At 71.0% G+C, this 13,629-nt stretch carries 11 protein-coding genes; 2 read left to right on the plus strand and 9 right to left on the minus strand.

The annotated features are described in order from the left end of the window. Window positions 1-39: 39 nt before the first annotated feature. The gene (trmD, locus tag ASF57_RS00990) at window positions 40-765 is read right to left on the minus strand and encodes a tRNA (guanosine(37)-N1)-methyltransferase TrmD (RefSeq protein ID WP_056478984.1); all 726 of its coding nucleotides are present in this window, start codon (window positions 763-765) and stop codon (window positions 40-42) included. Between the two features lie 56 nt (window positions 766-821). On the opposite strand from trmD, the gene ASF57_RS00995 reads away from it, so the two are divergent. Together ASF57_RS00995 and ASF57_RS01000 are read left to right on the plus strand one after the other, a co-directional pair. Then, window positions 822-1,628, plus strand: a complete 807-nt coding sequence (locus ASF57_RS00995) for a methyltransferase domain-containing protein (protein WP_244476756.1) — start codon at window positions 822-824, stop codon at window positions 1,626-1,628. Between the two features lie 204 nt (window positions 1,629-1,832). Further along, entirely contained in the window at window positions 1,833-3,518 is a 1,686-nt protein-coding gene (locus ASF57_RS01000) for a sensor domain-containing diguanylate cyclase (RefSeq protein ID WP_082503658.1), read from the plus strand. A 389-nt stretch (window positions 3,519-3,907) separates the two neighbouring features. Here the strand turns inward: ASF57_RS01000 and rimM are convergent, their stop codons facing one another. The 8 genes from rimM to ilvA all read right to left on the minus strand — a co-directional run bounded on the left by rimM (window position 3,908) and on the right by ilvA (window position 13,363). Next, window positions 3,908-4,594, minus strand: a complete 687-nt coding sequence (gene rimM / locus ASF57_RS01005) for a ribosome maturation factor RimM (protein WP_056478987.1) — start codon at window positions 4,592-4,594, stop codon at window positions 3,908-3,910. 10 nt (window positions 4,595-4,604) lie between these two features. Continuing rightward, window positions 4,605-4,967, minus strand: coding sequence for a 30S ribosomal protein S16 (rpsP, locus tag ASF57_RS01010; RefSeq protein ID WP_055957770.1), 363 nt, complete (start codon window positions 4,965-4,967; stop codon window positions 4,605-4,607). Window positions 4,968-5,081: 114 nt separating this feature from the next. Then, on the minus strand, window positions 5,082-6,635 hold the full coding sequence (gene ffh, locus ASF57_RS01015; protein WP_056478989.1) for a signal recognition particle protein: 1,554 nt from the start codon (window positions 6,633-6,635) through the stop codon (window positions 5,082-5,084). A gap of 44 nt (window positions 6,636-6,679) precedes the next feature. Further along, window positions 6,680-6,904: a hypothetical protein gene (locus ASF57_RS01020; protein WP_056189555.1), complete on the minus strand. Its 225-nt coding sequence runs from the start codon at window positions 6,902-6,904 to the stop codon at window positions 6,680-6,682. 400 nt (window positions 6,905-7,304) lie between these two features. Next, window positions 7,305-8,387: an SAM-dependent methyltransferase gene (locus tag ASF57_RS01025; protein WP_056478992.1), complete on the minus strand. Its 1,083-nt coding sequence runs from the start codon at window positions 8,385-8,387 to the stop codon at window positions 7,305-7,307. After that, on the minus strand, window positions 8,384-9,301 hold the full coding sequence (gene lgt, locus ASF57_RS01030) for a prolipoprotein diacylglyceryl transferase (RefSeq protein WP_056189550.1): 918 nt from the start codon (window positions 9,299-9,301) through the stop codon (window positions 8,384-8,386). The genes ASF57_RS01025 and lgt overlap by 4 nt, the downstream gene beginning before the upstream one ends. A 132-nt stretch (window positions 9,302-9,433) precedes the next feature. Continuing rightward, on the minus strand, window positions 9,434-11,596 hold the full coding sequence (locus tag ASF57_RS01035) for a methyl-accepting chemotaxis protein (RefSeq protein WP_056478995.1): 2,163 nt from the start codon (window positions 11,594-11,596) through the stop codon (window positions 9,434-9,436). 213 nt (window positions 11,597-11,809) lie between these two features. After that, window positions 11,810-13,363, minus strand: a complete 1,554-nt coding sequence (gene ilvA / locus ASF57_RS01040; RefSeq protein ID WP_056478998.1) for a threonine ammonia-lyase, biosynthetic — start codon at window positions 13,361-13,363, stop codon at window positions 11,810-11,812. Between the last annotated feature and the right edge of the window lie 266 nt (window positions 13,364-13,629).

Here is a 13,629-nt window from a genome sequence, read left to right on the forward strand (position 1 = left end):
GTCGGGTCCCGCCGCGGGCGGACGGGTCCGAGCGGGACGTCAGCCCTTCGCCGGCCGGAGCAGATCCGGCCGGCGCTCGCGTGTGAGGCGCAGGGCCTCGGCCTGACGCCAGCGGGCGATGGCACCGTGGTTGCCCCCGGTCAGCACGTCGGGAATGGCCCGGCCCTCCCAGTCGCGGGGGCGGGTGTAGTGCGGATATTCGAGCTGCCCGGTCTCGAAGCTTTCCTCGACCCCCGAGGCGAGCTTGCCCATCACGCCGGGGAGCAGGCGCACGCAGGCATCGAGCACCACCAGGGCGGCGATCTCCCCGCCGGAGAGGATGTAGTCGCCGATCGACACCTCCTCCAGGCCGCGACCGGCGATGACCCGCTCATCGACGCCCTCGAACCGGCCGCAGACGACGACGAGGCCGGGGCCTTCGCTCAAGGCCCGGACCCGCGCCTGGGTCAGCGGCCGGCCACGCGGACTCATGAGCAGGCGCGGGCGCGGATCGTCGGGCGGGGCGGCGGCGTCGATGGCCGATGCCAGCACGTCGCAGCGCAGCACCATGCCGGCGCCGCCCCCGGCCGGGGTGTCGTCCACCGCCCGGTGGCGCCCCAGGCCGTGCTCGCGGATGTCGCGCGCTTCCAGGCTCCAGGTGCCCCGCGCAAGCGCCTCGCCGGACAGGGACAGCCCGAGCGGCCCGGGAAACATCTCCGGGTAGAGGGTGAGGATCGTGGCGGTCCAGGGTCGGCTGGACCCGGCGACGGGGGAGGGGACGGTCATGCCGCTTGATGGCGCGCGGAGATGCGCCCGGTCAACGTGGCACCGAACCGTTCGGGGTGGGTTGTCCCGCCATGGTCCTGTCCGGCATCGCCCATCTCCGTTCTCCCCTCGTCCGATCGCTCGCCCTGGCGGCGGCGCTCTCCGGGGCCGGCGTGATCACACCGGATACGACGCAGGCGGCCGAACCGCTGGCGCCGCCCGGCGCGCCCGCGACCGCGTTTCCCAAGCCCGACCGGCCCGTCGCCGAAATCGTGGCGCCGCTCTGGGCCTCCGAATCGCAGCGCAATTCGGTCGACGAGGTCGGGCAGGTGATGCGGCTGATGGGCATCGCCCCGGGCCAGAGCGTCGGCGATATCGGGGCTGGCAGCGGCTATTACACGGTGCGGATGGCCGAGCGGGTCGGCCCCCAGGGGCAGGTCTATGCCGAGGATGTCACGCCACGGTACCTGGCGGGGCTCGAGACCCGGATCGCCAAGAGCGCCCTGACCAACGTGACGGTTGTGCGCGGCGGGCCGCACGATCCGCGCCTGCCGGCGGGCTCCCTCGATGCCGCCGTGCTGGTCCACATGTATCACGAGATCGCCCAGCCCTTCGGCCTGTTGCACAATCTCGGCCCCATGATGAAGCCGGGTGGCAAGGTCGGCATCGTCGATGCGGACGACGTTCCCGCGCGCCATGGAACGCCGCCGAAGCTGCTGGCCTGCGAACTGGCCGCCGCCGGCTACCGCCAGACCGGGTTTTCCGTGCTCGAGGGCGGCGTCGGCTACCTCGCGATCTTCGCGGCGCCGCGACCCGAGGACAGGCCGGACCCGGCTTCGATCCGGCCCTGCCGGGATGAGACCACGCGCGCGGGCCGGCGATAGCGCGGGGCCTGGAGCGCGGTTCGGGCGATCCCCGGGCTACGATCCCCCGGACGCTGGCACGGCGCGGCGCGGGGGAAGGTCGTCGTGAGACACGCTGAGGTTGTCGTTACGAAAAGGGGTGGTGGGCCGGCCTGAACGCAGGCTGGATTCGTTCTGTGCGTGGTATCGCCTTCTGGGCTTTACAACCAGGGGATGATTCCGACGATGCGCCTGGTGGCCGGCTTTTGGCGTCGTCTCGATGCGACCAGCGCCTGGATCGGCCTCGGCATTCTCGCGCCCCTCGGCATGCTCGTCGTCTCCGGGACGATGCTGCTCAACCTGCGCGACGATGCGTGGGAGAAGGCGCAGCAGACGTCGCGCAACCTGCTTCAAGTGATCGAGCGCGATATTGCCCGCAACATCGAGGTGATCGACCTGGCCCTGCGCGGTGCGGTCGAGAACCTGTCGGCACCGGGCTTTACCGACGTCAGCCCGGAACTGCGCCAGCTCATCCTGTTCGACCGCGCGGTCACCACCCGCGACATGGGTGTGATCCTGGTGATCGACGAGGCCGGCAACACCCTCTACGACGCCAACGCCGTGCCGGCGCGCCAACTCAACAACGCCGATCGCTCCTATTTTCGCATCCATCGCGACCATCCCGAGATCGGGCTCGACATCAGCGAGCCGGTGATCTCCCGGTTCCTCGGCGTTCCGGTGGTGGTGCTGAGCCGACGGATCGCCAAGCCGGACGGCAGCTTCGGCGGCGTGGTGCAGGCCTCCCTGAAGCTCACCTATTTCAGCAGCCTGTTCGAAAACCTCGCGCTCGGGACCAAGGGGGCGATCAACCTCTACCGGGCGGACGGCACGCGCCTGGTGCGGTATCCCCCCTGGGACGGAACGCTGGGGACGAGCGTTGCCGATTCACCCGTCTTCCAGCACCTCGTCCGCGTCGGGCACGGCAGCTTCGTCGGCCCCACGATCCAGAACACGGGGTCGCGGCTCCACACCTTCATGCGGATCGGCGACCTGCCCCTCATCCTCGACGTGACCCTGGCGCCCGAGGAGATCGAGGCCGAGTGGCGCGGGCGGGCGGCGGTGCTGGGCGGCGTGCTGCTGATCCTGTGCGGGCTCACCGCCGGTCTGTCGCTGCTGTTCGGGCGCGAATTGCGGCGGCGCGCCCGGATGCAGGAGGAACTGGTCCGCCTGTCGCGCACCGACGCCCTGACCGGGTTGCCGAACCGACGCCGGTTCGAAGAGGCCTTGGCGGGGATCGGTGGGGCGGGGATCGGTGGGGGGGGCATCGGTGAAGCCGGGGCGGTGGGATCGCTGTCGCCGTTCCCCCTGTCGCTCCTGGTCATCGATGCCGACCACTTCAAGGCGCTCAACGACCGCTATGGCCACGCCGTCGGCGACGAGGTGCTGAAAGGCCTCGCGCGCTGCCTCGAGGCCAGCGTCGCCCGCGCCGGCGACCTCGTGTGCCGGGTTGGCGGCGAGGAATTCGTGGTGCTGCTTCCCGGAAGCGACGGCCTGGGCGCCGCCCGTGTCGCGGCCCGCATTCACGCGGCGGTCGGCCGCCTCGATCTCGCCGTCTCGGGCATCGCGGCGGGCACGCTGACGGTCAGCATCGGCGTGGCGAGCAGCGACGACGTCGAACCGGGGATGTGGTCGCTGAGCGACCTCTATCGTGCCGCGGATGCCGCCCTATACGCCGCCAAGGCGGACGGGCGGAACCAGACCCGCCATGCCGACCCTTCGGGCGGGTCCGCTGCTTCGGACGACGCGGCATTTTTCGAGCGACGCGCTTTGGCGCGGCCGATGCTGTCCGACCCGGACGGAGCGCCGGCGTCCGGGTCCGTCGCCTGCGACCGGTCGAGGGAGGATGGTCCGTTCTCCGACTGCTCCGGCTGAGGTAACGCTGTCGCGGCGCTGCCCTTGGCCTCCCGCGCCTCCGGGACCGATGGGCACACGCACGGTGCTTGCGAGACAGACTCGGCCGCGCTTCGACCTCGACTTCTACGATCGGGCTGTATTGCGGGGCGACGAGGGCGTGGTGTTCGACACCCGTCAGAACGGGCGCACTACGCCAAGCAGCGCCTGCCGGCGATCACGCCTGCCCACGCGATACCCCGGGGACGGCGAACGTCGGGCCTTCACCGTCTCGGTGCCGAACGCGGCGCGTCACCCGGTCCGTTCGGCCACCCGGTCCGTTCGGCCACCCGGTCGTATGGGGGACGCTGGCCGATCCGATGATCCTCCCCGAGCGTCACCGAATCGGCAGTTCCCGCTAAACGGGTTCCTCAGACGGGTTCTTCGGGCGGGCGCGGCTGGGCCGGAGCGAACAGGTCCTCCGGCGGGTCGATCACCACGCGGCCGCCGGCGATGTCGAGATCCGGCACGAAGGCCTTGGTGAAGGGCAGGAGGGCGGTGGCGCCGCCCTGGGCCGGCTTGATTTCGAGAAGGTCGCCGCCGCCGTAATTCGGCACGTCCGCGACGGTGCCCAGCACCGTGCCCTGCGTGTCGACCACGTCGAGACCGACGAGATCGGCGGTGAAGAACTCGTCCTCCTCCGCCACGGTGCCGAGGCGATCGCGCGGCAGGTACAGGGCGAGGCGGTTGAGACCCTCCGCCCCGGTGCGGTCGCCGACGCCCTTGACGCGCGCGACCAGGAGGTCGGGGGAGGCACCGCCAGCCTGCCGGACATCGGTGAGCTCGATGCGGCGGCCATCGGCACCGATCAGCGGCCCGTAGGACGCGATGGCCTGCGGGTCGCCGGTGTAGGATTTCAGCCGGACCTCGCCGTTGAGCCCGTGTGCCCGCCCGAACTCGCCCATCTGGACGAGACTTGGGTCGGTGGGCGGCAGAGGCGCGTCGACCTCCGCCTTGGGCCGGTGGGGCGAGGTGGCCGCCTCGCTGCCGATGCGGCCGGGCCGCGCACGGCGGCCGCCGTCACCGTGGGTCGATAGGCCTCCGGGACGACGCGCCATGCGGGGGACCTCAGGCTGCGGCGTCTTCGGCCGGGGCAGCGGCCTTCTCGGCGCGCTTGGCGGCGCGCTCCTTGGCCTTCTCGCCCGGCTCGGCCTTCTGCGGGTTGTTGCGCGCGGGGCGCTTGGCGAGGCCAGCGGCGTCGAGGAAGCGCAGGACGCGGTCCGTCGGCTGCGCGCCCTTGGCGAGCCAAGCCTGGATCTTGTCGGCTTCGAGCACGATGCGGGCCGGATCATCCTTGGCCTTCATCGGGTCGTAGACGCCGACCTTGTCGATGAAGCGGCCGTCGCGCGGGGCGCGGGCATCGGCGACGACGATGCGGTAGTACGGGCGCTTCTTGGCGCCGCCACGGGTCAGGCGGATCTTGAGGGACATTTTTTTCTCCTGATGAGGGGGTTTTGCGTGTGTCGGATGAGGCGTCCGGTGGGCAGAGAGGAGCGGAGAAGACGCAGGTCCCTTCGCTCGTCGCTGCGCACCGGCGCCCCGGTGCTACTTCTTCTTCCCGAACGGGAAGCCGCCAAGGCCCGGAAGCCCCTTCGGCCCGCCGAGGCCTGGCAGGCCCGGCATCTTGCCCCCGAGGCCCGGAGGCATGGGGGGGAGCTTGCCGCCGAGCTGCTTCTGCATGTCGGCGATCATCTCCGGCGTGGGCTCCGCCATGCCGGGGGGCAGGCCGGGCATACCGCCCATTCCACCGCCGCCGCCCATGCCGAACATCGAGCCCAGCGCCTGGCCGATGCCGCGCTTGCCCGAGCCCATCGCCTTCATCATGTCGGCCATGGTCCGGTGCATCTTGAGGAGCTTGTTCAGCTCCTCCACCTTCGTCCCCGAACCCGCCGCGATGCGCTTCTTGCGGGAATTCTTGAGGAGGTCGGGATTCTTGCGCTCCTGCGCGGTCATCGACGAGATGATGGCCCGCTGGCGCTTGAACATGTTCTCGTCGAGGTTGGCGCTCTCGACCTGCTTCTTCATCTGGCCCATGCCCGGAAGCATGCCCATCAGGCCGCCGATGCCGCCCATCTTCTCCATCTGGACGAGCTGCATCGACAGGTCGTCGAGGTCGAACTTGCCCTTGCGCATCTTCTCCGCGGTGCGGAGCGCCTGCTCGTGGTCGATGGTCTCGGCCGCCTTCTCGACCAGCGAGACGATGTCGCCCATGCCGAGGATGCGGTTGGCGACGCGGGAGGGATGGAATTCCTCCAGGGCGTCGACCTTCTCGCCGGTGCCGACGAGCTTGATCGGCTTGCCGGTGACGGCGCGCATCGACAGGGCCGCGCCGCCGCGCGAATCGCCGTCCATGCGGGTCAGCACGATGCCGGTGACGCCGAGGCGCTCGTCGAAGGCGCGGGCGGTGTTGACCGCGTCCTGGCCGGTGAGCGCGTCGGCGACCAGCAGCACCTCGTGCGGGTTGGTGGCGGCCTTGACCTCGGCCGCCTCCGCCATCAGCGCCTCGTCGAGGGTGATGCGGCCGGCGGTGTCGAGCATCACCACGTCGAAGCCGCCGAGGCGGGCGGCGTCCATGGCGCGCTTGGCGATCTGCACGGCCGACTGGCCGGCGACGATCGGCAGGCTCTCGACCTCGACCTGCTTGGCCAGGATCGCCAGCTGCTCCATGGCAGCCGGGCGACGGGTGTCGAGCGAGGCGAGCAGAACCTTGCGCTTGTCGCGGGCGACGAGGCGGCGGGCGATCTTGGCCGTGGTGGTGGTCTTGCCCGAGCCCTGCAGGCCGACCATCAGGATGGCGACGGGGGCGGGGGCGTTGAGATCGATGATGCCGGCTTCCGAGCCCAGCATCGCCACAAGCTCGTCGTTGACGATCTTGACGACCATCTGGCCGGGCGTGACCGACTTCAGCACGACGGCGCCGACGGCCTTCTCGCGCACCTTCTCGGTGAAGCCGCGCACCACCTCGAGGGCGACGTCGGCCTCCAGCAAGGCGCGGCGGACCTCACGCAAAGCCGCGGTGACGTCGGCTTCGGTGAGGGCGCCGCGGCGCGTCAGGCCGGAGAGAATTCCGGAGAGGCGATCGGACAGGCCTTCGAACATGCGTCAGGCTCCCTGAACCGGCATCGTCTGCATCGTCGGAGCGATCACTGGTTGACGCCCGCGCTCTCGGCCCGCCGCGCCTGCAGCGCATCCTCGAAGCCGCGGATCGCCTTGGCGAACTTGTCGCGGCATTCCGGATTGCAGAAGCCCACCACGGCGCCGTTGTAGAGGGTGAGCGAATCCGCCGCGATCGGCTTGCCCGACCACGGGCAGGTGTCGTTCACCGCATCCTCGATGCGCAGGGGCGTCTTCGCGGGGGCGTTGGGCATCGGAACTCGACGACGACGTGTGAACCGGAACCGACGCCCTGTTCTCCAACGCGAAACCCGCCCGAGGGCGCATCGCGCTGTCGGGCGTTGACCTCCGGCCTCACAGGGCCGGTCGGCGTTCGTGTTGACGATCAAACCGTCGCATGAATGCGAAGGCGGTTAATCCGATGAGGGGGTGAAGTCAAGTTTTGCGCCTGCTCGGCGATCCGCCGCCCGCCAAGCCTCATACTCAGTTGTTCGGGACGACCCGGCTATGCGTTTGCCTTGAGCCATCAGGACGATGAGAACGTCGATGGACGCCCACACCCTGACCCTGCTGCTGTTCCCCTGCGGCGCTCGCGCACTGGGTCTGTGGCCCCTGTGGCTGGCCCGTCGCGTGCCTTGAGCCGGGCCGAGCCGCCTACGACGGCGCCGTCGGGAGACCCGGGAGGGCGGTGAGCGACGGGTCCGAAAACGCCATCGCCTTGAACAGGCTGCCCATGCCGCGCCGGGAGGGGTCGGTCAGGCGGGCCACCGCTGCCGTGATCGCATCGCGCTGGGCCGGGCTGGCGTCGCGGCCGAGGCGTTCGGCGCGCTCGCGCAGGCCCAGGGCGGCGAGAACGTCGCGCTGGTCGGCCGGGCCGTGCAGGGTCGCGCCCTCGGCGCGGGCGGCGCGGCCCAGGGCAGAAAAGTCCACATGGGTGGTCAGGTCGGCCTCGCCGGGCGTGGCGAGGGGCGGCACGAAACCGTGGCCGCGCATCGCCTGGAGCGAATCGCCGAACCCGGGCCGGACATGGCCGTAATCGATGATCAGGGCCGCGCCCCGGTCGGCGACGAGGCGACGGGCGAGGCTGCGCACGATCTCGAGGGCGGCGCTCGGCAGGGTCATCAGCACCCCGTCCGGACCGGTGGCGTTGATGCGGGTGTCGGGCTCGGCAGCGAGGCCGAAGGCGAGGGCAATCCCGTCCGGGGCGAGGCCCACGAGGCGCTCGAACCAGCCGCGCGCGGTGCGCTGGAACTGGCGCACGGGGAGCGCGTCGAAGAACTCGTTGGCGATGACGAGGGTCGGCGCGCGCGGGAGGGTATCGATGCTGTCGTGCCAGGTCGGCGCGGCGGCCGCGAGGCGTGTCGCCTGGGCTTCGCGCAGGACCGGGCTGGTCTCGACGAGGTGCAGGGCGGGGCGGAGTGTCGGGGCGGCGCGTGACAAGGCTCGGAGCGCGTCCTGCATCAGGGTGCCGCGCCCGGGGCCGAGTTCCACCAAAGCGAGATCGGGCGGTGCGCCCATCGCGCCCCAGGTCGCCGCGATCCAGATGCCGATCAATTCGCCGAACATCTGGCTGATCTCGGGGGCGGTGATGAAGTCGCCGCTGGCGCCGAGCGGGTCGCGGGTGCGGTAATAGCCGTAGACCGGATGGCCGAGGCAGAGGGTCATGTAGCGGTCGAGCCCGATCGGACCCGAGGCCAGGATCTCGTCGCGAATCGCGGCGAAGAGCGGACTCGTCACGCCGCGTCGGCCTTCGCCGGATTGGCGGCGCTGGCGGTGCTCGCGGGGGGCAGGTCCTCCACCGCGACACGCGGGCGGGTGGTGCCGCGCAGCGCCATCACGATGGCGGCGAGCCCGACGAGCGCCATGGGGACACACAGCACCATCCCCATGGTGATGCCGCCGGTGGACCAGTTCTCGGTGCCGAACAGGTAGCCGAGCTGGCGGTCCGGCTCGCGGAAGAACTCGCAGAAGGTCCGGGCCAGGGCATAGCCGAGGACGAAGATGCCGCCCATCAGGCCGGGCTTGCGGAAGCCGTAGGCGCGCACCGCCAGCGCCATCACGACGAACATCAGGGCGCCCTCGGTGGCGGCCTCGTAGAGCTGGCTCGGATGCCGGGGCAGGGGGCCGCCGGAGGGAAACACCACCGCGTAGGCGAAGTCCGGGGCGATGCGCCCCCACAATTCGCCGTTCACGAAATTGGCGATGCGGCCGAAGAACAGCCCGATCGGCACCACCACGCCGGCGATGTCGAGGAAGGTGAAGGGCTGGAGCTTGCGGGCACGGGCGAACAGCAGCATCGCCAGAACGGCGCCGAGGAAACCGCCGTGGAAGGACATGCCGCCGTTGCGGATGGCCAGGATCTCGATGGGGTCGGAGAGGTAGAGCGGCAGGTTGTAGAACAGCACGTAGCCGATGCGCCCGCCGAGCACGACGCCGAGCGCCACCCAGACGATGAGATCGTCGATGTCGGTGAGGGTCGGGCGCCGCACCACGCCCCAGTAGCGGTCCGCCGCCACCAGCCGACGGGCGTAGTACCAGCCGCCGAGCAGGCCTACGATGTAGGCCAGCGCGTACCACTTGATGGTGATCGGCCCGATCGCCACCGCTACGGGATCGATGGCGGGGAAGGGCAGGGCGAGGAGCGGCGGCATGGCGAGGCGTCCCGGTTGACCCGGGGCATTGGAGCCAAGCCCGCCGGGGGGTCAAGGCCGCTGAGGACATGGCTGACGAAGCAGGGCCGGCGAGCGCCGCCGGCCCTGGTCGCGTGGGGTCGGGCGCGCGCCTCAGGCGGCCCGCACGGTGGCGAGGAAGGTGCCGACCTCGGTGCGCAGGTGCTCGGACTGGCGCGACAGGTCCGCCGAGGCGCGCTGGACCTGGGCCGCCGTGGCGCCGGCCTCCGCCGCCGCATGCGCCACCGCCTCGATGTCCTGGCTCATCGCCCCGGTGCCGGCCGAGGCCTGGCCCATGTTGCGGACGATCTCCTGGGTGGTGACACCCTGCTCCTCGACCGCCGCCGCGATGCTGCTGGTGACGACGCTCATGCTCTCGATGCGGGTGACGATGCTGCGGATCGCCCCGGTGGCGCCGGTGGTGGCGGAACGGATCGCCTCGACCTGCTCGGCGATCTCGGTGGTGGCGCGGCTGGTCTGCTCGGCGAGGTTCTTCACCTCCGAGGCGACCACGGCGAATCCGCGGCCCGCCTCGCCGGCCCGGGCCGCCTCGATGGTGGCGTTGAGCGCCAGGAGGTTGGTCTGGCTGGCGATCTGCGAGACGAGGCCGACCACGTCGCCGATCCGGGTCGCGGCCTCGGACAGGGTCTGCATGGTGGCGGCGGTGCGGCCCGCCTCCTCGACGGCCTGACCCGACATGGCGGAGGCCTGCTCCACCTGCCGGCCGATCTCGCCGACCGTGGCGCCGAGTTCCTCGGCCGCCACCGCCACCGCGTTGACGTTGCCGGCGGTCTCCTGCGCGGTCGCCGCGACCGAGCTGGAGCGACGGGCGGTGCCGGCCACCGCCTCGGTCATGCCCGAGGCCGCGCCCTGGAGGTCGGACGAAGCCTGCGAAACGGTGCCGACGATGCCGCCGACGGAGTGCTCGAACCGGTCGGCGAGGTCGCGCAGCAGGGCGCGGCGCTCGGTCTCCTGGCGCAGGCGTGCCGCCTCGGTGGTCTGGAGCTGCTGGGCGGCTTCTTCCAGGGAGATGTCCCGGATGGTGACGACCGCGCGGGCGATGTCGCCGATCTCGTCGGCGCGGCGGCTGCCCGGCACCTCGGCCAGGGTCTCGCGGCGGGCAAGCGCCTGCAGAGCGCGGGTCAGGGCGCCAAGGGGACCGACGATGGTGCGGGCGAACAGCAGGCCGAGGATCGCCGTCACGGCCAGCACCGCCAGGGCCGTGAAGGCCAGCGCCCGGGTCAGGGTTCCGACCGCCGCCAGCGTCTCGTCCTCGGATTGCTCGGCCAGGATGGTCCACGGTGCGCCGAGCACCGAGACCTTGGCGGTGGCGACCATGCGGCGCCCGGCGCCGTCCTGGTAGGTGAAGGGGCGCCCGCTCGCCAGGGCATCCTTGTCGAGGCCCAGGGTCGTCACGGGTGTGCCGGCGGTCACGGGCTTGCCGGAGTTGGCCGTGAGCGGCGGGTCGCTGCGCAGGGCGCCGTCGCCGCCCACCGCCATGACCTGACCGGTCTCGCCGAGGCCGCCGCGATCCGCGAGGGTGCGGTCGAACAGGGCCGGCGTCAGGCGCATCACCACGAAGCCGATCCGGGCCGAGTCCTGGCCGGTCCCCATGGCGACGTTGGCGCGGCGCGCGATGGCGCGGCCGATGAAGGCCGACGGCACGGCATCGGCCGAGTAGGCGCCGTAATCCTCGTAGAGGGTCGCGTCGGAACCGGAAGCCTTCAGGCGCTCCACCAGACGGACGAGGCCGGTGCCGGCCAGATCGGGTTCGGCAAGGGCGCGTCCGAAGTCCTTGCCCTTGGTCGTGGTGTAGACGATGCGGCCGTCCTCGGAGACGAAGACGAGGTCGGCATAGCCCGGCCGCTCCAGGATCTTGCGGGCGACCTCCTGGACCTTGGCGTGGCGACGTCCGTACATCGTGCCGGCCGCCTCGGCGCCGAGGCGGGCTTCCAGCGTCGCGCCCTCGGTGTAGGTGCGGACGAGACCGGCGAAATCGGCCTTGACCGGATCGAGGGCTTCAACGAGGTCGCCGAAATTGCCGCCCACCTGCGGGTTGCCCGCGATGGTGACGAGGTCGCCGCCGACCCGCTCGGCCACCAGCTCGATTCCCGCCTTGCGGGCCGAGGCGGCGAATTGCAGGCGCTCCTGGGCAGCATCCACCAGCCCGGCGCGGGCGCTGTACCAGCTCAGCCCGCCCATCACGGTGGCGCTGACGAGGGCGAGCCCGACCGTGATTGCGGGAAGGCGGAAGTTCAGACTGGAGAGACGAGGCATCGAAGGGCACCGATCGGGAAATGCGAAGCCCGATCATGCAACCAAATACTGAAGAATTAGGTTTCAGCCCGTCCGTCGCTCGGCAGCCCAGGCAGAGACTGCCGGTTACGCTCCGCCGATGCGGCATCAATTGTTGCGTTTCGGCCAGCGACGCGGCGGAGACTCTGGTCGACCACACGCCAGCTCAAACCGGGCGGCCGAAACCCATCCGGCTCAGGCAGCTTCCCGGCCGGATGCTCCGCCGTCGTCGAGAAACATCCGGTAGGCCGGGTTGTCGGTCTCGTCGATGCACGGATAGTCCAGCTTCGCGATGGCGGCATCGAAGCGGGCGCGGTCCGCCGGCGGCACACCGATGCCGGCGAGCACGCGACCGTAATCGGCTCCGTGATTGCGGTAGTGGAACAGGCTGATGTCGAAGTCGTCGCCGAGCGCGTCGAGGAACTTCATCAGCGCGCCCGGGCGCTCCGGGAACTGGAAGCGGTAGAGCCGTTCGTGGGCGAGCCCGGTGGTCCGGCCGCCGACCATGTAGCGGATATGGACCTTGGCCATCTCGTTGTCGCTCATGTCGACGGTCCGGTAGCCGGCGGCGCGCAGCGATTCGATCAGGCCGTGCTTCTCCCGCGCGCCGCCGGCGAGATTGATGCCGACGAAGATCTGCGCATCGGTGCCGGTCGCGTAGCGGTAGTTGAACTCGGTGATCGCCCGCGGCCCGAGGGTCTGGATGAAGGCGCGGTACGCGCCCTGGCGCTCGGGGATGGTGACGCCGAGCAGGACCTCGCGCTCCTCGCCGATCTCGGCCCGCTCGGCGATGTGACGCAGGCGGTCGAAGTTGAGGTTGGCGCCGCTGGAGATCGCCACCAGCGTGCCGGTCCCCGCCCCGGCGCCGTCCCCCTGGCGCGCGGCGTAGGCCTTGGCGCCGGCCAGCGCCAGGGCGCCCGAGGGCTCCGAGATGGCGCGGGTGTCGTCGAAGATGTCCTTGACCGCTGCGCACATCGCATCGGTGTCGACGGTGATGACCTCGTCGAGGAACTCGGCGCAGAGCCGGAAGGTCTCGGCTCCGGCCTCGCGCACGGCGACGCCGTCGGCGAACAGGCCGACGGTGGGCAGCACCACCCGTTTCCCGGCCGCCAGGGCGGCCGCCATGCAGGCCGCATCGTCCGGCTCGACGCCGATGACCTTGGTCTCGGGCCGCAGATATTTCACGAAGATGGCGATGCCCGCGGCGAGGCCGCCGCCGCCGACGGGCACGAAGATCGCCTCGATTGGACCGGAATGCTGGGTCAGGATCTCCATCCCGATGGTGCCCTGGCCGGCGATCACGTCGGGATCGTCGAAGGGGTGCAGGAAGGTCAGCCCGTCGCGCGCCTCCAGTTCGCGGGCATGGCCCAGCGCCTCGTCGAAGGCATCGCCGAACAGGATGACCTCGGCGCCGCGCGCCCGGCACGCATCGACCTTGATCGCCGGAGTCGTGCGCGGCATCACGATGACGGCGCGGACGTTGAGCCGTGCGGCGGCGAGCGCCACGCCCTGCGCATGGTTGCCGGCCGAGGCGCAGACGACGCCCTTGGCCAGCAGCTCGGGCGACAGGCCCGACATCTTATTGTAGGCGCCGCGCAGCTTGAACGAGAAGACCGGCTGCAGGTCCTCGCGCTTCAGGAGCACCGGGCGGCCCAGGCGCGCCGACATGCGCGGCATCGGGTCGAGCGGACTCTCGATAGCGACGTCGTAGACGCGGGCGGTGAGGATCTTGCGGATGTAGTCGGTCAAGGAGACACGGGCTCCGGCGAGGCGGCGATGCGGAAGACGGATGCCCGCACATAGGCGCTCGGCGCGCCAGAAGCGAGCGAGGTCCTGTCGCGGGCGAGGTCCTGTCGCGGGCGAGGTCCTGTCGCGGGCGAGGTTCTGTCCTGGGCGAGGTTCTGTCCTGGGCGAGGTTCTGTCTTGGGCGAGGTTCTGTCGCGGGAGCCGCCGCGCGATGGCGACGACGCCGTCCGTCGCGGGTTCGGGGCGAGGGCGTCGCCTTGTGATGCGGC

The sequence above is a fragment of the Methylobacterium sp. Leaf117 genome, from assembly GCF_001422985.1.
Lineage (GTDB): Bacteria > Pseudomonadota > Alphaproteobacteria > Rhizobiales > Beijerinckiaceae > Methylobacterium.

Excerpts from the sequence above, each read along its gene's own strand:
- trmD (WP_056478984.1), bottom strand. The coding sequence starts at position 765 with ATGACCGTCCCCTCCCCCGTCGCCGGGTCCAGCCGACCCTGGACCGCC.
- ASF57_RS01000 (WP_082503658.1), top strand. The coding sequence starts at position 1,833 with ATGCGCCTGGTGGCCGGCTTTTGGCGTCGTCTCGATGCGACCAGCGCC.
- rimM (WP_056478987.1), bottom strand. The coding sequence starts at position 4,594 with ATGGCGCGTCGTCCCGGAGGCCTATCGACCCACGGTGACGGCGGCCGC.
- rpsP (WP_055957770.1), bottom strand. The coding sequence starts at position 4,967 with ATGTCCCTCAAGATCCGCCTGACCCGTGGCGGCGCCAAGAAGCGCCCG.
- ffh (WP_056478989.1), bottom strand. The coding sequence starts at position 6,635 with ATGTTCGAAGGCCTGTCCGATCGCCTCTCCGGAATTCTCTCCGGCCTG.
- ASF57_RS01020 (WP_056189555.1), bottom strand. The coding sequence starts at position 6,904 with ATGCCCAACGCCCCCGCGAAGACGCCCCTGCGCATCGAGGATGCGGTG.
- lgt (WP_056189550.1), bottom strand. The coding sequence starts at position 9,301 with ATGCCGCCGCTCCTCGCCCTGCCCTTCCCCGCCATCGATCCCGTAGCG.
- ASF57_RS01035 (WP_056478995.1), bottom strand. The coding sequence starts at position 11,596 with ATGCCTCGTCTCTCCAGTCTGAACTTCCGCCTTCCCGCAATCACGGTC.